Genomic DNA, 17,906 nt, shown 5'->3' on the forward strand with positions numbered 1-17,906 from the left:
GCGGCGCGCGACCTTGCCGCGATCCGCGACGGGCTTGCCGCCGCCGCAGCGATCGGCGTGAAGCTTGCCGGCTGTACCCTGCCGCGCCCCTCGCACCTCGCCACCGCCGAAGCGGCCCTCGACCCCGCCCCGGCACTCGCCGAACGGCTCCGCCGCGCGCTGGTGCCGGCCCCGCCGGTGAAGGCATCCGAAAGCGGGGCGATCGCGCCTGGCTTCGACGCCGACCTCGATGCCGCGCGCAGCCTGCGCGATGACAGCCGCCGCGTCGTCGCCGGCCTCGAAGCGTCGTATCGGTCAGCGACCGGCATCGCCAACCTCAAGCTCCGCCACACCGCCCAGCTCGGCTACTTCGCCGAGGTGCCGGAGGCGGCCGGCCTCACGCTCCGCGAGGCGTCGCCGCCGCCGCTCGCCGGCCTCGCGCACCGCCAGACCATGGCGGGCACGATGCGCTTCATCACGACGGAGCTCGCCGACCTCGATGCCCGCATCGTCGCCGCGGCGGGCGAGGCGGAGGCACGGGAGGCTGCGATCCTCGCCTCCCTCGCCGCCCTGGTGCGGCAGGCTGCGCGGCCGATCAGCGCGGCGGCGGAGGGGCTGGCCACCATCGACGTCGCCGCCGCCACCGCGGTTCTCGCCGAAGCCGAGGGGTGGACGCGGCCCGACATCGAGGAGGGCACCCGCTTCGTGGTCGAGGATGGGCGGCATCCGGTGGTCGAGGCGGCGGTGCGGCACGGCGGCGGGGCGTTCGTGGCGAACACGGCCGATCTCTCGCCGGGCTCGCGGCTCTGGCTCGTCACCGGGCCGAACATGGCGGGCAAGTCCACCTTCCTGCGCCAGAACGCGCTGATCGCCATCCTCGCCCAGGCCGGGCTGTTCGTGCCGGCGCGGGCAGCCCGGCTCGGCATCGTCGATCGCCTGTTCAGCCGTGTCGGCGCGTCCGACGATCTCGCGCGCGGGCGCTCGACCTTCATGGTCGAGATGGTGGAGACGGCGGCGATCCTGAACCAGGCGACCCCTGCCTCGCTCGTCATCCTCGACGAGATCGGGCGGGGGACGGCGACGTGGGATGGGCTTGCCATCGCCTGGTCGGTGCTCGAGGCGCTGCATGACCGCCTACGCTGCCGGGCGATCTTCGCCACGCATTTCCATGAGCTGACGGCGCTGGCCGGCAGGCTTCCCGAGCTTCACCTGGCCCAGTTCGGCGCGCGGGAGTGGCGGGGCGATGTGGTGTTCCTCCATGCCCTGAAGCCGGGTGCCGCCGACCGGTCATGGGGCATCGCGGTGGCGAGGCTCGCCGGCCTGCCGCGGGAGGTGACGGGGCGCGCTGCGGCGGTGCTGGCGGCGCTCGAACAGCGCGCCAAGGGCCTCACCCCGCTGGCCGACGAGCTGCCGCTGTTTGCCGCCCGGCCGCGCCACGCCGGCAGCGCGCACTCAGCCCTGGTGGCGGCGCTCGCGGAGGCCGACCCTGACGCGCTGAGCCCCCGCGAGGCACACGCCCTCCTTGTGCGGCTGAAATCCATGCTTCCGCAGGGTGACACGGGCGGCTGAACGCCGCGGAAACCGGCATGCTCGCGCACTCATGACGCGAATGCCCCCGGTTGTCGCAACGCGCCTCTTCTTCACGCGGGGTGGACATGTCTAAACTGTGAAGATGGATCAGCGCGTGGACGGGCTTCCCGCCGCCGCCGACGGGGACGGTGCGTCCCCAACGGCGTGTGCGGACGCGCTCGTCGCCGATCTCGAGCGGTCGCTGTCGGAGCTCACGGGAACCAACTCGGAGGGAGGGGGCCTGGAGGGCGGGGTGAAGCGCGACAAGGCGCTCGCGCTGTTCCGCCGGCATCTCGGCCGCATCCAGGCCGACACCAAGCAGCGCTTCGAGCATGGCATGGGTGGGCTCGCCGCCGCGCGCCACCTTGCCCTGCAGATGGACGGCCTCGTCCACACCCTGCATGTCTGGACGACGACGACGGTGTTCCCCCCCGGCATCTCCTCTGCCGGCGAGGCACTCGCCCTGGCCGCCACCGGCGGCTACGGCCGCGGCGTGCTGGCCCCCTTCTCCGACCTCGACCTGCTGTTCCTCACCCCCTGGAAGGAGCCGCCGCGCACCGAGCAGGTGGTGGAGTTCATGCTCTACTTCCTGTGGGACCTGGGCCTGAAGGTCGGGCACGCCACGCGCTCGCTCGACGAATGCATTGCCCAGGCCCGCGCCGATGCGACCGTGCGCACGAGCCTCGTCGATGCCCGGTTCCTCGGCGGCGACCCGGCCCTGTTCGCCGAGTTCCGCGAGCGTTTCCGCCAGGATTGCGCGAAGAATGGCGCTGCCGCCTTCATCGCCGCCAAGCGCACCGAGCGCGAGGAACGGCACCGAAAGTTCGGCGACAATGCCTTCCTGGTCGAGCCGAACGTAAAGGACGGCAAGGGGGGCCTGCGCGACCTCCAGACGCTCTACTGGATCGGCCGCTACGTCACCGGCGCCGAGCGGCCGGCGACGCTGGCCGAGGACGGGCTGATCGGCGATGACGAGGCCCGCGCCTGGATGCGGGCAGCGGCCTTCCTCTGGTCGGTGCGGTTCCATCTCCACTACACGACCGGCCGGGCGGAGGAGCGGCTGACCTTCGACCTCCAGCCCGTCATCGGCGCGGCGATGGGCTACACCCGCCACGGCCCGACGCAGGGCGTCGAGCGGTTCATGAAGCACTACTTCCTGACCGCCCGCGAGGTGCGCCGCCTGACGCTGACGGTCGAGCCCGCGATCGAGCGCGCCGCGCTGGGTGAACCCGCGGTGCAGCCGGAGACGACGCCCGCGCTCGAGGCGGCAGGCTTCGCGCTGCTCGAAGGCCAGGTGGTGCTCGGCGCCGGCCGCAGCTTCGCCGACGATCCGATCCTGATGTTCCACGCGCTCAGGGTCGCGCGCGACACCGGCCGCGAGCTTCACCCCCTGACGCTGCGCGGCCTTGTCCGCCATGCCCGCCTCGCCGCGCGCCTGCGTGACGACGCCGAGGCCAACGCCATCTTCCTCGATCTTCTCGCCGGTCCCCAGGACAACCCGACCAAGGCCGATGGTGCGAAGTGGCTCGGCACCATGAACCTCGCCGGCATCCTCGGGCGCTTCATCCCCGATTGGGGCCGCATCGTCGGGCAGATGCAGTTCGACACCTACCATGTGTTCACGGTCGACGAGCACACGATCGAGGCGGTGCGCGTGCTGAACGATCTCGAACGCGGGCAACTCGCCGATGTCACGCCCGTCGCCTCCGCCCTGATCGGCCAGGTGCAATCGCGCCGCGCGCTCTATGTCGCGATGATGCTGCATGACATCGCGAAGGGCCGCGGCGGCGATCATTCCGAGGTCGGCGCGGTCATCACGCAGGAGCTCGGCCCCCGGATCGGGCTGACGGCGGAGGAGACCGAGACGGCCTCCTGGCTCGTGCTGCACCACCTCGTGCTGAGCCAGACCGCGTTCAAGCGCGACATCGACGACCCGAAGACCATCCTCGACCTCGCCGAACTCGTCCAAAGCCCGGAGCGTCTCCGCCTGCTCGAGGTGCTGACGGTGGCCGACATGCGGGCCGTGTCCACCAAGGTGTGGAACAACTGGAAGGCGACGCTGCTGCGCGAGATCTACTGGCGCGTGGCGGAGGTCCTGGCCGGCGGGCTGAACGTGCCCGAGCGCGATGCCCGCGTCGCCCGCGCCCGCGCCTCGGCCGAGGCGGCACTCGCGGCCGACGGGTTCGGGCGTGACGACATCGCCGCGTTCATGGCGCTCGGCTACCCCGCCTACTGGCTGGGCTTCGACCCGGGCACGCATGCGCGCCACGCCCAGATCGTGCGCGAGGCCGGCACCACGCCACTGACCGTGCGCACCACCGTGATGGCCGATCGCGGCGTGACGGAGGTGACGATCTACGCAGCCGACCACCCGGGCCTGTTCTCCAAGGTCGCCGGCGCGCTCGCGGTCGCCGGCGCCTCGATCGTCGATGCCCGCATCCACACGATGACCAACGGCATGGCGCTCGACACGTTCTGGATCCAGGACGCGGCAGGCGGGTCGTTCGAGACGCCGCACCGCATCGCGCGCATGTCGGTGCTGATCGAGCAGGCGCTGTCGGGGCGGTTGCGCATCGCCGAGGAGATCAGGAAGTCACGCCCGCCCTTCCCGCGCACGCGTGCGATCCACGTTCCCCCGCGCGTGGTGATCGACAACCACGCCTCCGCCACCCACACGGTGGTGGAGGTGAACGGCCGCGACCGCCCGGGCTTCCTGCATGACGTGACGGCGGCGATGAGCGAGGCTGGCGTGCAGATCGCCTCGGCTCACGTCACCACCTACGGCGTGCGCGCGGTCGACGTGTTCTACGTGAAGGACGTGTTCGGCCTGAAGATCGAGAACGAGCGCAAGCTCGGCGCGCTGAAGGAGGCGCTGCTCGCCGCCCTCGAACCACCATCGGTGCCGGCGGCGAGCCCGGGAACGCCGCAGGGCGGCGGCTCGCCGCGCCGCCGCAGCGCCGCGGGGCCAGCCTGAGCCTGTCGACGCCTCCGCGTCACGGTCCATGATCAAAAGCATCATCACGGTCGGGGCCTGGACTGCGCTGTCGCGCATCCTCGGCTTCGTGCGCGACATCGCCATCGCCGCGCGCATCGGCGCGGGGCCGGAGGCGGATGCGTTCTTCGTCGCGTTGAAGCTGCCCAATTTCTTCCGCCGCCTGTTCGGCGAGGGCGCCTTCGCCGCTGCCTTCGTGCCGATGTTCGCGGGCTCGCTGGCCGGCGAGGGGCGCGAGGCGGCGCGCCGCGTCGCCGAAGGCGCGCTCGCGGTGATGGTCGCCACCCTCGCCGCACTCACCCTTGCCGCCATCGTCTTCATGCCGCAGGCGATGATGGTGCTCGCCCCCGGCTTCGTGCGTGATCCGGAACGGTTTGCGCTCGCGGTCGAGCTCACGCGCATCACCTTCCCCTACCTGCTGCTGATCTGCGTCGTGGCGTTGCTGTCGGGCGTGCTGAACGGGCTCGACCGGTTTGCGGCTGCGGCCGGCGCGCCGGTGCTGTTCAACCTGTTCCTGATCGCCGGGCTGTTCGCCGCCCCCGTCATCGGCATCGGCGCCGTGCACGGGCTCGCCTGGGGTGTTGCCGCATCGGGCATCGCGCAGCTCGTGCTGCTCGCAGTCGCGGTCGGGGCGGCTGGCATGCAGATCAGGCTTCCGCGCCCGCGCCTGAGCCCTGAGGTGCGCGCGCTGCTGCGGCGGATGGTGCCGGGCGCGATCGGCGCCGGCGTCACGCAGATCAACCTGATGATCGACGTGATCATCGCCTCGCTGCTGCCGCAGGGGGCCATCGCCTTCCTCTACTTCGCCGACCGCGTGGCGCAGCTGCCCCTCGGCGTGATCGGCACCGCGGTCGGCACGGCGCTGCTGCCGGTGCTGAGCCGCCAGGTGAGGGCGGGCGAGGATGCGCGCGCGGGAGAGACGCAGAACCGCGCGGTCGAGTTCGCGCTGCTGCTGACCCTGCCGGCCGCTGCCGGGCTGATCGCCTGTGCCGGGCCGATCATCGCCGTACTGTTCGAGCGGGGCGCTTTCGGCGCGGTGGAATCGGCAGCGACGGCAGCCGCACTCGCGGCCTATGGCGTCGGGCTTCCCGCGTTCGTGCTGGTGAAGGTGTTCGCGCCAGGCTTCTTCGCGCGCGGCGACACGGCGACGCCGGTGAAGATCGCGGTCGGCTGCGTGGCGCTGAACCTCGCGCTGAACCTCGCCCTGATCGGGCCGTTCGCGCATGTCGGCATCGCGCTCGCGACCGGGATCGCCGCCTGGGTGAATGCCGGGCTTCTCGCGCTGCTCCTGGTGCGGCAGGGACGGTGGCGGGCCGATGCGCGGCTGGCCTCGCGCGCCGTGCGGATCACGCTCGCGGCGGCGGCGATGGGCTGCGTTCTCTGGGCCGCCCGCGTCTGGCTGTTCGATGCGCTGTTCGAGCTCCGCGGCATCCGCTGGCCTGCGCTCGCGGCGCTGCTGGCGCTGGGCGGCGTGGTGTTCGCCGCACTCGCGCTCGCCTTCCGCGCGGCGGACGTGGGCGAGATCAGGGGGTATCTCAGGCGGCGGGGGCGGTGATCTGCTGGGGATTGCCTACCCGGCCGGCTGGCTGCTTCGGGCAGACAATGCTCGGCAGCCGCTCCCCGATCCTCTGGCAAATCTGATAGAGCCTTCGGACCGCAAGGTCGCGCAGATACACAGAGACAAGGGCTCCTCCCGCCTGCGGCTGCAACGTTGCGGCAGTATCCCCGGTGAGAACCTGGGTGACTCGGGTCTGCAGGGCAGTCCAATCGACCTCCGGGGCCTGTTCCGACCTGGTTCCTTCCGACGCCGCGCAGGGGCAAAACCCGTATACCGCACCCAGGTCGAAGATCGTCCTGACGCCGATGGCCTGGAGCGCGATGAAGCGCGTAACGCCAACGCTGTTCGCAAGCTGCGCCTGCGCGACCCAGTCGATGCTCTGGTAGATGCCGTAGGGCGTCTCGACGAACAGCATGATCGGATTGGCATAGGCCAGGTTCTGGACATCGAGGAGGTTGTGGTCTTCCAGGCGTGAGCGGATCTCCTGGTCGATCCCGGAGATCAGCTCCAGCGGAACCACCGTCGTCTCCTCGAGTGCCAACCGGTTCTCGCGCTTGATGTGTCCGCGCGTCCAGTAGCGCGCGAGGATCCTGTCGGCGAGCCGGTAGTGAAGGCCGAAGAGCGTCGCGGCAAGGATGAACATGCCGAAGCCGAGGTCCCGACCGGCCTCTTCCAGCGGCGCGAGGTCCGGCACGGTCAAGAGCGCGTCGCCTGCGAAGCCGGCGATCTTCCAGAAGACGACGGCGAGAACGATCGTGCAGATGATATGGATGTTTGCGCGGAAGAACGTCAGCGGGCTCAGGTCAAAATTGCTGACTGCGCGGATCAGCGCGCGAATGGTTGCGATATAGGCACCGAAGAACGCGAAGCAGACCACCGTCATGGTGCGGAGGAAATGCTGGCGGTGTTCGGGCGGCTCGGCGCCTATCGCGAGATCGCCGAACAGGAAGATCGAATATGAGGCGGAGCACCCGCCATCGACGGTATCGCGTGCCGTTGGCAAGAGGAAAAGATCGAAGCATCCGACGACAGTTCGAATCACCGCCGCATAGAGGCATATTGCACTCAACAGGACATAAATCAGGACCGGGAGAGAGAACCATTCTCCCTTTGGTTCTTGTCGTGGCACCCTATTTCCGAATGCAGTATTGTCGTGAGTCGATGGCTCAAAGTACTTTGATTTCACGAATTCGAAGGACGGCACGATGTCCCATTCGTGTTCGGCTGGCGTGCTCTTGTCCTGCGCGGTCGCCGACGCGGACGATGCCTGATGCTGCCGCATTGGTGCCGTCGTCACCTGGCGCCTGAACAGCCCCTCGAGCTGGGAGATGATGTCCTGGCGCCGCCCACGAACGTTGCGGCGGCTGACGAAGATCCCGATCGGGAAGATCACCGCGAGTGCAAGACACCCCAGAAGGGTCATGACGTAATCCATTGCCGCACCACGCTCCAATGTTGCCGTGATCGAGAGCGCTGATCCTGCCCCCGCGATGCATGGTGAGATTGCATTGGATGGACATTGTCGTCTGTGCGCCAGCGCACCGATCTATTGTGGTCGCCCAGGCCACGCGCGCTTGACCGGGGCGCCCAGGCGCGGGATACGCGCCACCCCCGTCCCCTCCATCAGGACACGCGCGCATGACCACCCACCCGCTTCCCCGCATCTTCTCCGGCGTCCAGCCCACCGGGAACCTGCATCTCGGCAACTATCTCGGCGCCATCCGCAACTGGGTGAAGCTGCAGCACGACCATGAGTGCATCTTCTGCGTCGTCGACCTGCACGCCATCACCGTCTGGCAGGACCCGGCCGAGCTTCGCCGCGCCACGCGCGAAGTCGCCGCCGCCATGGTTGCCTGCGGCATCGATGCGGAGAAGCACATCGTCTTCCACCAATCCGCCGTCGCCGCGCACGCGCAGCTCGCCTGGGTGTTCAACTGCGTCGCCCGCCTCGGCTGGCTGAACCGGATGACGCAGTTCAAGGACAAGGCGGGCAAGGACCGCGAGGCGGCGTCGGTCGGCCTCTACGCCTATCCGAACCTGATGGCGGCCGACATCCTCGCCTACAAGGCAACGCGCGTGCCGGTGGGCGAGGACCAGAAGCAGCATCTCGAGCTCGCCAACGACATCGCGCAGAAGTTCAACCACGACACCGGCCGCGCGGTGTTCCCCGCGATCGAGCCCGTCATCCTCGGCCCGGCCGCGCGCGTGATGAGCTTGCGCGACGGCACGAAGAAGATGTCGAAATCCGACCCGTCCGACCAATCCCGCATCAACCTGACCGACGATGCCGACGCCATCGCGCTCAAGATCCGCCGTGCGAAGACCGACCCGGAGCCGCTGCCGACCGAGGAAGGCGGCCTCGCCGAGCGGCCGGAGGCGCGCAACCTCGTGGGCATCTATGCCGGGCTGACAGACCTGCACCCCGCCGCGGTGCTCGCCGAGCATGGCGGCAAGCCGTTCAGCGCCTTCAAGCCGGCCCTGACCGACCTGCTCGTCGCCTCGCTCGCGCCGATCGCGGGCGAGATGCGGCGGCTGCTGGCCGACGAGGGCGCGGTCGACGCGATCCTCCGCTCGGGGGCCGCACGTGCGCGCGCGCTCGCCGCCCCCACGATGGCCGAGGTCGAGGACGCTGTCGGCTTCCTCCGCGTCTGAGCGTGATCAACATCGGTGCTGCCTATCTCGCGCATGAGGGGTTCGAGGCGCCGCTCGCGGCAGAGCTTGCCCGCCGCGGGGTGGTCATCGACGGCTGGCACGGCCGGCTCGCGCTCAGCGCCGACCCGCCGGTTCCCGCTGCCTGGGCGCTGAATGCCTGGACCGCGCCGCGCGTGCTCTCCATCACCTCGATCGGCGATGCGGCGACGCAGCTTCGCGCCATGCAGCGGAACTGGGCCGCCCACGTGCCGCTGCACCACCGCCGCAGCGCACTGATCGCCGAGCGCCTGCCCCACGTGTCGGCCAAGCCGCTCGCCTTCCCCGCCGCCGCCCCCACCGCACCCTTGGGAAGCTGGACGCTGCTGATGACCGACACGCTGCTGGCGAGCCCCGCCTGTACCAGCCCCTTCCCGAACGGCGAGGCGGTGTTCGTCGAGGACCGCGAGGGGCCGCCGAGCCGGGCGTACCTCAAGCTTTGGGAAGCCCTCGCCCTGCTTGGCCGCTGGCCGGGAGCGGGCGAGACCTGCCTCGATTTCGGCGCCGCCCCTGGCGGGTGGACCTGGGCGCTCGCCCGGCTCGGGGCGAATGTCACGGCGGTGGACAAGGCCCCGCTCGACCCCGCGATCGCTGCCATGCCGGGCGTGACGGCACTGCAGGAAAGCGCCTTCGGCATCGACCCGGCGCAGTGGCGCGAGGCGCACGGCGTGGCGGATTGGCTCGTGTGCGACGTGATCGCCTACCCGGCCCGCAGCCTGCGCATGGTGCGCGCCTGGATCGCGGCCGGTGCGGTGCGCAACATCGTCTGCACGCTCAAGTTCCAGGGCGAGGACGACTACGTAGTGGCAGACGAGGCAGCCGCGATCGAGGGCGCGGCCGTGCGCCACCTCTCGCACAACCGCCATGAGGTGACGCTGACCTGGAGCGCTGGCTAACCCAGCTGCCAGGGCCGCTGCACCCAGGCATAACCCGCGCCCTCGGCGACGACGCGCCCGAAGCCCGGCCAGGGGACATGGACGCCGCCAACGAGGATGCGCCCACGGCTCAGCATCTCGAGCGTCCTCACGCGGCTCTCCACGCCCATCGCTTGGCGCGCCGCGCCGCCTCGATGAAGCGCTGCCCCTGCGGCACGCGGGCCTCCATCGCGCGCGGCCCGTCGTCGGGATGAACGAGCAATGCCCCCCGCGATCCACCATGAACAGGTTCCGCCCGGTGTTGACCACGTAAGCGCCGACGGGCTGGTGCAGGCCACGGGGGCCGAACCAGGCGCGCTCGCGCAAGGCGGCGATGCTCTCCGGCGTGCTGTCAGGGAAGAAGCGGGAGATGAAGTCGTTGCTGCCCGCACCCGTCATCGCACCTCCCGTTCTGCCGCGTCGGGGAAATCTTTGCGGCGATCGTCAGCTCCAAGCGGGCGCGCGTTTCGCGCAATGCCGCCCTTCGCTTGCCCCTTTTCACTTGTTCCCTGACCGCATCAGCGTATCCCTAGATGATCTGACGCCCGGGTCACTTGCCACGCATGCTCGTCTACCTCCCCATCGCCGAGATGTCGGTCGACGCTTTCCTGATCGTCGGCATCGGCCTGATGGTCGGGCTGCTCTCGGGCATGTTCGGCGTCGGTGGCGGGTTCCTCATGACGCCGCTGCTGATCTTCATCGGGGTTCCTTCTTCCGTCGCCGTCGCCACCTCGGCGAACCAGACGATGGGCGCCTCCGTCTCCGGCCTGATCGCGCATTGGCGACGCGGCAATGTCGACGCGAAGATGGGCGGCGTGCTGACGGCGGGCGGGCTCGTCGGCTCGGCGTTCGGCGTGCAGGTATTCGCGCTGGTGCGACAGGTGGGGCAGCTCGACCTCGTGGTTGCTGCCTTCTACGTCGTCGTGCTCGGCATCGTCGGCGGCCTGATGGTGGCCGAGAGCGCCCGCGCGATCCTGCGGCGGAGCAAGCAGATGCGGCGGCGGCTGCACGAGCATTTCTGGATGCACGGCCTGCCGTTCAAGATGCGCTTCCGCCAGTCGCGCCTCTACATCAGCGTCATTCCGCCGCTGCTGATCGGCCTCGGCGTCGGCTTCCTCTCGGCCATCATGGGGGTGGGCGGCGGGTTCATCCTCGTGCCGGCGATGATCTACCTGCTCGGGATTCCCACCGGCGTGGTGATCGGCACGAGCCTGTTCCAGGTCGTTTTCGTGACGGCTGCCGTCACGGTGATGCAGGCGATCAGCACGCAGAGCGTCGATGTGATCCTCGCCCTGCTGCTCATGGCCGGTGCCGTCGCGGGTGCGCAGTTCGGCGCGGCCCTCGGTGCGAGGCTGCGCGGCGAGGAGACGCGCGGGCTGCTTGGCGTTCTCGTGCTTGCGGTTGCGATCGAACTCGGCGTCGGCCTGCTGCGCCGGCCCGAGAACCTCTACAGCCTGGGGCCGGCGCTGTGAGGGCGCCCGGCCCGGTCGCCGCCCTGGTCGCCGCCCTGCTGGCGATGCTCGGCGCTGGACCTGCCGCCGCGCAGCCGCTGATCGCCGAGCTGTCGCAGCGCGAGATTGCGGTCACCACAGGCTTCTCGGGCGCCGAGGTGCTCGTGTTCGGCACCGCGACTGGCGACGCGGCCCAGCCAGGGGCCGACGTGGTCGTCACGCTGCGCGGGCCGAACGCACCCGTCGTGGTGCGGCGGAAGGTGCGCATCGCCGGCATCTGGGTGAACGGGCCATCGGAACGGTTCGATTCCGCTCCCTCCTACTATGCGCTTGCCTCGACGCGCCCGATCGAGGGCCTCCTGTCGGCCGAGGAGCGTCGCCGGCTCCGGCTCGGCCTCTCCTCGCTGCCCTTGAGCCCGCGCGGCCAGATCGAGGACCCTTCGTTCCGCCAGGCCCTGCTCGACCTCAAGACCGACCAGCGCCTCTACGCGGAGGAGCCCGGCGGCGTGACGCTGATGGGTGACCGCCTGTTCCACGCGCGACTGTTCCTGCCAGCCGCCGTGATCCCGGGCCAGTACCGCGTCGACATCCTGCTGTTGCGCGATGGGCGCGTGATCGCTGAGCGCGACCTGCCCTTGACGGTGCTGCGCGCCGGCACCTCGGCCGAGATCTGGCGGATCGCGCGGGAGGAGCCGTTCGGCTACGGGCTCGCGGCCGTGATGCTCGCGGCTTTGGCGGGCTGGGTCGGCTCGGTACTGTTCCGCCGGTGAACTGGCGCTAAGCTGGTCCCATGAGCACCGACACACCGCCCCCCGATCCAACCCGCGCGGCAGCCCGCCGGGCGCGGACCTTCCTCGTCGTGGTCGATGACAGTGCCGAGCGTGCGGTGGCGCTGCGCTATGCCGCGCTGCGGGCGCTGCGCGGCGGGGGCCGCGTCGCGCTGCTGCGCGTGACCGAGCCCGTCGGCCAGGCGGAATGGGCCAACATCGCCGAGATGATGCGCGAGGAACGCCGCGCCGAGGCCGAGCAACTGCTGCAGGGCCTGTCGGCGGAGGTGAACCGCATCACCGGCCAGATGCCGGTGGTGTATGTGCGCGAAGGCGACCCGCGCGAACAGCTCCTTGCCCTGCTCGCGGAGGAGCCTGGCATCTCCATCCTCGTTCTCGCCTCCTCCGGTGCCGCGGAGGGCCCGGGGCCGCTGATCAGCGCGCTGACTGGGCGGTTCAACCGCCAGCTCCGCACCCCGCTCGTCATCGTCCCGGGCAACCTGTCCGAGGACGAGCTCGAGACCGTGACATGACGCACCCGCTCGCCGGCTTCGCGATCCTCGACGGCACGCCGCCCGATGCGCTGGCCGCGGCGGCGGCCGTGCTGCACCAGCGGGGTTACGCCGCAGGCGAAACCATCTTCGATTTCGAGGAGGCGGCGACGGAGGTGCTGTTCGTCCAGTCCGGCATCGTGCGCATCATCGCGCGCACGCCGGGTGGCCGCGAATTCGTCTATCGCGACCTCGAGGCAGGCCAGGTGATCGGCGAGATCGCCGCGATCGACGGGGCACCCCGCTCCGCCTCCGCCGCGGCCGTGATCCCGACCCGCGTGCTGGCGCTGTCCAACGCAGCGTTCCTCGGCCTCGTGTCCGCCTCGCCGGCGCTGTCCCTCACGCTTCTGAGGATGCTGACGGCGCGGGTGCGCGAGCTCTCGATCCGCCTCGTCGAGCAATCGGCCTTCACCGTGCGCCAGCGTGTCGCGGCGGAGCTTCTGCGCATGGCCCGCCCACGCCGCGGGGCCGACGGGCTCGCCGTGTCGCCGCCGCCGCAGCAGCACGTGCTGGCCGCCCGCATCGGCGCGCGGCGCGAGGCGGTGTCGCGCGAGCTGGCGGCGATGCGCCGCGAGGGGCTGGTCTCGCTCCAGCGCGGCGCGCTGGTGCTGATCGCGCCCGACGCGCTGCGCGAGCTTTCCCGCGCGGAACTCGGCGTCTGACACACCGTTGCTAGATCGTTCCATTGCTGATCCAGATCGAACGCGCATCGTGCGCGGCCGCACAGCGTTGCGTCTCCGAACCGAATAGCGTCCCTCCACGCCGGGCATCATGCCGGGACGTGCCGGGGACACGCTTCCCCGAGAAGGAGAGACTGCGATGAGGATCATCCTCCCCGCGCTCGCCGGCGCGCTGCTGCTCGCCGGGGCGGGGCCGGCATCCGCGATCTGGAACGCAATGCCGCAGCCCTCGGGTCCGCTCATGGTCGGCACCTGGGTGTCGGACCCGGGCGGCGATGCCGAGCCCAGCTTCGCCGCCGGCAGCGTCGCGCATCAGACGATGGCGACCCTGACCGAGGTCGTGATCACGGCGACCGGCGATGCCTATGACGTGACGCCGCGCGCCTTCCTGGGTGAGCAGCGTGACGCACCGAGGGCCATCGCCGCGGCCGAGCGCCAGCCGGGCGGGGGCTGAGCGCGCGCGGCGGGCGGGCTTGACGAAACCCCGCCCGCCGCGCAACCGCTCATCGATGCCAACAGATCACGCCCGCGGGCTCCAGGCCCAAGGACTCCAGGCCCACGGACTCCAGGCCCTGTTCGACCGGGTCGTCGATGCCGTCCTCTCGGGCAACGAGCCCGATCCGCATGACGCGGAGCGGCTCGACCTCATCGCCCATGACCTCTTCGCGGCGTCCCCCCTGAAGGGCCGGCCGGGAGAGCGGGGCGCACGCTTTCCGTGGGCGGTGCTGCCGCTCACCGCCACCTCGGGCGAGATGGCCCATGTCGCGCTGACGGAACGCGCCCGCCTGCCGCTGCCCATCGTCGCGGTCGAGGGCGTGTTCGCCGACGAAGCCGAGGCAAGGGACGCCGCCCTCGAAGCGTGAAGGGGAGGCATGAGCAGGCGCGGGTTGACCCGCGGCACACGCGCGCGCACATGTTGGATGAAAGAGGACCGGCCGGGTGCTGTTTCCCCGGATCATGCACCCGAACACGCACCCCGATCACGCCGGCCCGTATGCGGAGCACGCCATGTTCATCGAGACCGAAGGCACGCCAAACCCCGCCACGCTGAAGTTCCTGCCTGGCCGCGAGGTCATGCCGGCCGGCACGGCTGACTTCCCGTCGGCAGACGCAGCCGGTACCAGCCCGCTCGCGCAGGCGCTGTTCGCGCTGCCCGGCGTCAGCCGCGTGTTCCTGGGCGCGGATTTCATCACCGTGACGAAGGACTGGGACAGCGACTGGCAGATGCTCCGCCCCCAGGTGCTTGGCGCGATCATGGACCATTTCATGGCCGGCCGACCGGTGGTCGAGGGTGCCCTGGGCAGCGATGGCGATGAGATCGAGGTCGCCGAGGAGGATCGCGAGATCGTCGCGCAGATCCGCGAGCTGATCGACACGCGCGTCCGCCCCGCCGTCGCGATGGATGGCGGCGACATCGTGTTCCAGCACTTCACCGACGGCATCGTCCACCTGCGGCTGCAGGGCGCCTGCTCCGGCTGCCCGTCGTCGCGGGCGACGCTGAAGCACGGCATCGAGAACATGCTGAAGCACTACGTGCCGGAAGTGGTCGCCGTCCAGGCCGTGGAGTAGCCTCGCTCCCCACGTGACGAGGGGGAGAATGGCGCGTGCTCGATGACTGGACGCTGAACCGCCTGTTCCGTGACGCCCGCACCCACGAGGCGTGGACCACGGCACCGGTGACCGATGATGACCTTCGCCGCATCTGGGAACTCGCGCGCATGGGGCCCACCTCGGCCAATTGCTCGCCCGCGCGCGTCGTCTTCCTCCGCACCGGGGAGGCGAAGGAGCGGCTTCGCCCGACGCTGAGCGCGGGCAACGTCGAGAAGACGATGGCCGCGCCCGTGACCGCCATCATCGGCCACGACACGGCCTTCTTCGACCTGATGCCGCGGCTGTTCCCCGCCCCCGGCGCGCGCGACTGGTTCGCCGACAACCCTGCCTTCGCCGACGTCACGGCCTTCCGTAACGGCACCCTCCAGGCGGGCTACCTCATCCTCGCCTGCCGGGCGATCGGGCTCGATGCGGGGCCGATGAGCGGGTTCGACAACGACGCGGTCGACCAGGAGTTCTTCGCCGGCACCACCATCCGCTCCAACATCCTGGTGAATATCGGGGTCGGCGATGCGGCGATGCTGCGGCCGCGCAACCCGCGGCTGTCCTTCGACGAGGCGTGCAAGGTCATCTAGGCGGGACGCGGCCCGATGCTCCTGCTCTGCCTCGACGCGTCGCTGGCGCGAAGCTCGGCCGCGCTCTGGCGGGGCGGGGCCCTGCTCGCCGAGGCCGAGGCTGCCGGCGGCACGGGCCAGGCAGCCGCGATCGCGGTGCTCGCCGAACGCGTGCTGGCCGAGGCGGGCATTGTCGCATCCTCCCTTGGCCTTGTGGCCGCGACCGTGGGCCCTGGCGGGTTCAGCGGCATCCGCGCTGGCCTCGCACTCGCGCACGGGCTCGCGGCCGGTGCCGGTGCGGCGCTCGTCGGCGTCACGACGGCGGAGGCGCTCGCCGCACCGCATCTCGGCGCACATCCCGTCGCGGCGCTGATGGACAGCCGTCGCGGCCACCGCTTCGTGCAGGTCTTCGCGCCAGGCCCCGGCGCGCCGCGCGAGATTGGCCCGGCTCAGGCCTTGGCACCGGAGGCAATCGCGGCATACCTGCCCGCCGGTGCCGTGACGGTGGGTGACGCGCCCGAGGCGATGGTCAGGGCCCTGCCGCATGCGCGTGACCTTGGCCAGATCGCGCTGGCGCGCCATGCCGGCACCCTGCCCGCTCTGGCCCCCCTGCCCCTCTATCTCGACGCGCCGGCCGCGCGGCTTGCCTCAGGCCTCAGGCCTCCGCCGCTGCCGTGACCATGATCGCGCCCGTCGGTCCCGAGGGGGCGGGGCTGCTCGCTGCCCTGCATGCCGGAGGCATCGGCGAGGCGGGTCCTGCCTGGGACGAGGCGGCGTTCGCGTCGCTCCTGGCGGTGCCGGGCCGCATCGCGCTCGTGGCATCCGGGGCTGAGGGGCCACTGGGCTTCGTCCTGCTCGGTCGGGCCGTCGACGAGGCCGAGATCATCACGCTTGCCGTGCTGGCCGGGGCGCGGCGGCGCGGCATCGGCCGCGCGCTGGTGGCGGAGGCCGCTTCGCACGCGGCGGCAGCCGGCGCGACGCGGCTTTTTCTTGAAGTGGCGGAGGACAACGCAGCCGCGCTCGCGCTCTACGACGCGGCGGGGTTCGTGCCGGTTGGCCGGCGGCGCGGCTACTACGGGCGGGAAACGGGCGCGGTGGATGCGCGCGTGCTGGCGCTGGCGCTCACGCCTTCTTGCGGAGCGTGAGGATCCAGCGGTCGGTCTCTGCCGCTGCACCTGGCGTTTCCGGGTCGAGGGAGACAACGCTGTGGCCGAGCTCGCGGGCGCTGCGTGGCACGTTGGCGAGGGGTTCGCGGCCGGTGAGCCTGATCCGCACACTCGCCCCCGGCGCGATCTTGTCCAGCAGAAGTCGCGTCCGGACAAAGGTCATCGGGCAGATATCGCGGGTGATGTCGAGCGCCACGTCTCTGCTCTCGACTGGAGAACCGGCGGGCTGATCTGAATTCGGTGTCATGTCACTCCCGGCGCGACAGACGATCGTTGCGGTACGCGGTTCTGACGTCTATACAGCGCGCAGCTCGACAACAGAAGGCAATGCGGAAATGCAGGCGGACGCGTCGGACTCCAATCTTCTCGAACTCACGGCCGAAATCGTCTCGGCCCATGTCAGCAACAACAGTGTTCCGTTGTCCGATCTTCCCGGCCTGATCCAGCAGGTGTACGCGACGCTCGCAGGCGTCGGCAAGGTCGCACCCCCGGCCGAGAAGCCGCAGCCTGCGGTTCCTGTGAAGAAGTCGATCCACCCCGACTACATCATCTGTCTCGAGGACGGCAAAAAGCTCAAGATGCTGAAGCGCCACCTCAAGACCGCCTACAACATGTCTCCGGAACAGTATCGCGAGCGTTGGCAGCTTCCGCCTGACTATCCGATGGTCGCGCCGAACTATGCCAAGCACCGGTCGAGCCTGGCCAAGAAGATCGGCCTCGGCACCAAGCCCCGCGCAGGCAGCGGCCGCCGCGGCTGAGCCGGGGCCGCCCCGTGCCCCCCGGCCAAGCCTGACAGGGGGGGTACTAGGGGCAGGGACGGCATCTCTGCTATAGGGACGTCCGAGGCGGGGGACCGCCGGGCGTCCCGGGGATCGTGGCACGACCCCGGGCGCGCGCCAGCCACGACGGCGCGACCGAGGAGGGCGGATGGAAAGCCGGATCGAACGGCTGTGCATCGAGAGTGGCGTGAAGATGACCGGCCAGCGCCGCGTCGTCGCGCGCGTGCTGTCGGATGCGACCGACCATCCGAACGTCGAGGAACTGTACCGGCGCGCGTCGGAGATCGACCCGCGCATCTCCATCGCCACCGTCTACCGCACCGTCCGGCTGCTCGAGGAGAAGGGCATCCTCGAGCGGCGCGATTTCGGCGAGGGCCGCGCCCGCTACGACCCGACCGACCGCGGCCACCATCACCACCTGATCGACGTCGACACCGGCAAGGTGATCGAGTTCGAGGACGAGGAGCATGAGGCGGTGGTCAAGCGCATCGCCGCCCGCCTCGGCTTCACGCTGGTGAGCCAGCGGCTCGAGCTGTTCGCGCGCCGCGCCCCGGTCGAGACCGATGCCGCGAAGCCGGAGCCGCGCGCCAGGGCAAAGGCGGCCGAGGACACGCCGGGGGGTGCTGCGCGCAAGCCTGCCCGCGGCG

The 17,906-nt window shown here is 70.6% G+C and carries 20 protein-coding genes; 17 read left to right on the plus strand and 3 right to left on the minus strand.

Going from position 1 to position 17,906, the window contains the following annotated elements:
* The 3 genes from mutS to murJ all read left to right on the plus strand — a co-directional run.
* A partial coding sequence (gene mutS, locus Q0C38_RS22085; RefSeq protein WP_291299300.1) for a DNA mismatch repair protein MutS occupies positions 1–1,548 on the plus strand: 1,548 nt, incomplete at its 5' end.
* Positions 1,549–1,651: 103 nt separating this feature from the next.
* Complete coding sequence (locus Q0C38_RS22090) at positions 1,652–4,522, plus strand: [protein-PII] uridylyltransferase (protein WP_291299301.1); 2,871 nt, start codon at positions 1,652–1,654, stop codon at positions 4,520–4,522.
* A gap of 28 nt (positions 4,523–4,550) precedes the next feature.
* On the plus strand, positions 4,551–6,095 hold the full coding sequence (gene murJ, locus Q0C38_RS22095; protein WP_291299302.1) for a murein biosynthesis integral membrane protein MurJ: 1,545 nt from the start codon (positions 4,551–4,553) through the stop codon (positions 6,093–6,095).
* Here murJ and Q0C38_RS22100 read toward each other — a convergent pair.
* Positions 6,076–7,533, minus strand: coding sequence for a hypothetical protein (locus Q0C38_RS22100; RefSeq protein WP_291299303.1), 1,458 nt, complete (start codon positions 7,531–7,533; stop codon positions 6,076–6,078). The two genes, murJ and Q0C38_RS22100, sit on opposite strands and share 20 nt — an antisense overlap.
* A gap of 203 nt (positions 7,534–7,736) precedes the next feature.
* Between Q0C38_RS22100 and trpS the strand changes: the two genes are divergently transcribed.
* Both trpS and Q0C38_RS22110 read left to right on the plus strand, forming a co-directional pair.
* Positions 7,737–8,750 (plus strand): tryptophan--tRNA ligase, encoded by a 1,014-nt coding sequence (gene trpS, locus Q0C38_RS22105; protein ID WP_291299304.1) that lies wholly within the window; start codon positions 7,737–7,739, stop codon positions 8,748–8,750.
* A gap of 5 nt (positions 8,751–8,755) precedes the next feature.
* The gene (locus tag Q0C38_RS22110; protein WP_408870057.1) at positions 8,756–9,682 is read left to right on the plus strand and encodes an SAM-dependent methyltransferase; all 927 of its coding nucleotides are present in this window, start codon (positions 8,756–8,758) and stop codon (positions 9,680–9,682) included.
* Here the strand turns inward: Q0C38_RS22110 and Q0C38_RS22115 are convergent.
* The gene (locus Q0C38_RS22115) at positions 9,679–9,813 is read right to left on the minus strand and encodes a hypothetical protein (protein ID WP_291299305.1); all 135 of its coding nucleotides are present in this window, start codon (positions 9,811–9,813) and stop codon (positions 9,679–9,681) included. The genes Q0C38_RS22110 and Q0C38_RS22115 overlap by 4 nt on opposite strands.
* A 450-nt stretch (positions 9,814–10,263) precedes the next feature.
* On the opposite strand from Q0C38_RS22115, the gene Q0C38_RS22120 reads away from it, so the two are divergent.
* From Q0C38_RS22120 to Q0C38_RS22165, 10 genes are all read left to right on the plus strand, one after another.
* Positions 10,264–11,172, plus strand: coding sequence for a sulfite exporter TauE/SafE family protein (locus Q0C38_RS22120; RefSeq protein WP_291299306.1), 909 nt, complete (start codon positions 10,264–10,266; stop codon positions 11,170–11,172).
* On the plus strand, positions 11,169–11,921 hold the full coding sequence (locus Q0C38_RS22125; protein WP_291299307.1) for a TIGR02186 family protein: 753 nt from the start codon (positions 11,169–11,171) through the stop codon (positions 11,919–11,921). The genes Q0C38_RS22120 and Q0C38_RS22125 overlap by 4 nt, the downstream gene beginning before the upstream one ends.
* Positions 11,922–11,941: 20 nt before the next feature.
* A complete protein-coding gene (locus Q0C38_RS22130) occupies positions 11,942–12,451 on the plus strand; it encodes a universal stress protein (protein WP_291299308.1) in 510 nt (169 codons plus the stop codon).
* On the plus strand, positions 12,448–13,131 hold the full coding sequence (locus tag Q0C38_RS22135) for a Crp/Fnr family transcriptional regulator (protein ID WP_291299309.1): 684 nt from the start codon (positions 12,448–12,450) through the stop codon (positions 13,129–13,131). Before Q0C38_RS22130 ends, Q0C38_RS22135 begins: the two co-directional genes overlap by 4 nt.
* Before the next feature lie 157 nt (positions 13,132–13,288).
* The gene (locus tag Q0C38_RS22140; protein WP_291299310.1) at positions 13,289–13,603 is read left to right on the plus strand and encodes a hypothetical protein; all 315 of its coding nucleotides are present in this window, start codon (positions 13,289–13,291) and stop codon (positions 13,601–13,603) included.
* 55 nt (positions 13,604–13,658) lie between these two features.
* Positions 13,659–14,012 carry a hypothetical protein gene (locus tag Q0C38_RS22145; protein ID WP_291299311.1) on the plus strand — a complete coding sequence of 118 codons (354 nt, stop codon included), beginning with the start codon at positions 13,659–13,661 and terminating at the stop codon, positions 14,010–14,012.
* Positions 14,013–14,157: 145 nt separating this feature from the next.
* On the plus strand, positions 14,158–14,718 hold the full coding sequence (locus Q0C38_RS22150) for a NifU family protein (protein ID WP_291299312.1): 561 nt from the start codon (positions 14,158–14,160) through the stop codon (positions 14,716–14,718).
* A 35-nt stretch (positions 14,719–14,753) separates the two neighbouring features.
* The gene (locus tag Q0C38_RS22155) at positions 14,754–15,335 is read left to right on the plus strand and encodes a malonic semialdehyde reductase (protein WP_291299313.1); all 582 of its coding nucleotides are present in this window, start codon (positions 14,754–14,756) and stop codon (positions 15,333–15,335) included.
* Positions 15,336–15,350: 15 nt separating this feature from the next.
* Positions 15,351–15,992, plus strand: a complete 642-nt coding sequence (gene tsaB, locus Q0C38_RS22160) for a tRNA (adenosine(37)-N6)-threonylcarbamoyltransferase complex dimerization subunit type 1 TsaB (protein WP_291299314.1) — start codon at positions 15,351–15,353, stop codon at positions 15,990–15,992.
* A 2-nt stretch (positions 15,993–15,994) separates the two neighbouring features.
* Entirely contained in the window at positions 15,995–16,459 is a 465-nt protein-coding gene (locus Q0C38_RS22165; RefSeq protein ID WP_291299315.1) for a GNAT family N-acetyltransferase, read from the plus strand.
* Here Q0C38_RS22165 and Q0C38_RS22170 read toward each other — a convergent pair.
* Entirely contained in the window at positions 16,437–16,727 is a 291-nt protein-coding gene (locus Q0C38_RS22170) for a sulfurtransferase TusA family protein (protein ID WP_291299316.1), read from the minus strand. The genes Q0C38_RS22165 and Q0C38_RS22170 overlap by 23 nt on opposite strands.
* 88 nt (positions 16,728–16,815) lie before the next feature.
* Here Q0C38_RS22170 and Q0C38_RS22175 point away from each other — a divergent pair, with 88 nt between their 5' ends.
* Both Q0C38_RS22175 and Q0C38_RS22180 read left to right on the plus strand, forming a co-directional pair.
* The gene (locus Q0C38_RS22175; RefSeq protein WP_291299319.1) at positions 16,816–17,238 is read left to right on the plus strand and encodes a MucR family transcriptional regulator; all 423 of its coding nucleotides are present in this window, start codon (positions 16,816–16,818) and stop codon (positions 17,236–17,238) included.
* 169 nt (positions 17,239–17,407) lie between these two features.
* On the plus strand, positions 17,408–17,906 hold a 499-nt coding region (locus Q0C38_RS22180; RefSeq protein ID WP_291299317.1), incomplete at its 3' end, for a Fur family transcriptional regulator.

The organism is Elioraea sp. (assembly GCF_022842375.1).
Lineage (GTDB): Bacteria > Pseudomonadota > Alphaproteobacteria > Acetobacterales > Acetobacteraceae > Elioraea_A.

Bases quoted from the DNA above. Each gene is read 5' to 3' on its own strand.
- Q0C38_RS22090 (WP_291299301.1), top strand. From the start codon at position 1,652: ATGGATCAGCGCGTGGACGGGCTTCCCGCCGCCGCCGACGGGGACGGT.
- murJ (WP_291299302.1), top strand. From the start codon at position 4,551: ATGATCAAAAGCATCATCACGGTCGGGGCCTGGACTGCGCTGTCGCGC.
- Q0C38_RS22100 (WP_291299303.1), bottom strand. From the start codon at position 7,533: ATGGATTACGTCATGACCCTTCTGGGGTGTCTTGCACTCGCGGTGATC.
- trpS (WP_291299304.1), top strand. From the start codon at position 7,737: ATGACCACCCACCCGCTTCCCCGCATCTTCTCCGGCGTCCAGCCCACC.
- Q0C38_RS22120 (WP_291299306.1), top strand. From the start codon at position 10,264: ATGCTCGTCTACCTCCCCATCGCCGAGATGTCGGTCGACGCTTTCCTG.
- Q0C38_RS22130 (WP_291299308.1), top strand. From the start codon at position 11,942: ATGAGCACCGACACACCGCCCCCCGATCCAACCCGCGCGGCAGCCCGC.
- Q0C38_RS22135 (WP_291299309.1), top strand. From the start codon at position 12,448: ATGACGCACCCGCTCGCCGGCTTCGCGATCCTCGACGGCACGCCGCCC.
- Q0C38_RS22140 (WP_291299310.1), top strand. From the start codon at position 13,289: ATGAGGATCATCCTCCCCGCGCTCGCCGGCGCGCTGCTGCTCGCCGGG.
- Q0C38_RS22145 (WP_291299311.1), top strand. From the start codon at position 13,659: ATGCCAACAGATCACGCCCGCGGGCTCCAGGCCCAAGGACTCCAGGCC.
- Q0C38_RS22150 (WP_291299312.1), top strand. From the start codon at position 14,158: ATGTTCATCGAGACCGAAGGCACGCCAAACCCCGCCACGCTGAAGTTC.
- tsaB (WP_291299314.1), top strand. From the start codon at position 15,351: ATGCTCCTGCTCTGCCTCGACGCGTCGCTGGCGCGAAGCTCGGCCGCG.
- Q0C38_RS22165 (WP_291299315.1), top strand. From the start codon at position 15,995: ATGATCGCGCCCGTCGGTCCCGAGGGGGCGGGGCTGCTCGCTGCCCTG.
- Q0C38_RS22170 (WP_291299316.1), bottom strand. From the start codon at position 16,727: ATGACACCGAATTCAGATCAGCCCGCCGGTTCTCCAGTCGAGAGCAGA.
- Q0C38_RS22175 (WP_291299319.1), top strand. From the start codon at position 16,816: ATGCAGGCGGACGCGTCGGACTCCAATCTTCTCGAACTCACGGCCGAA.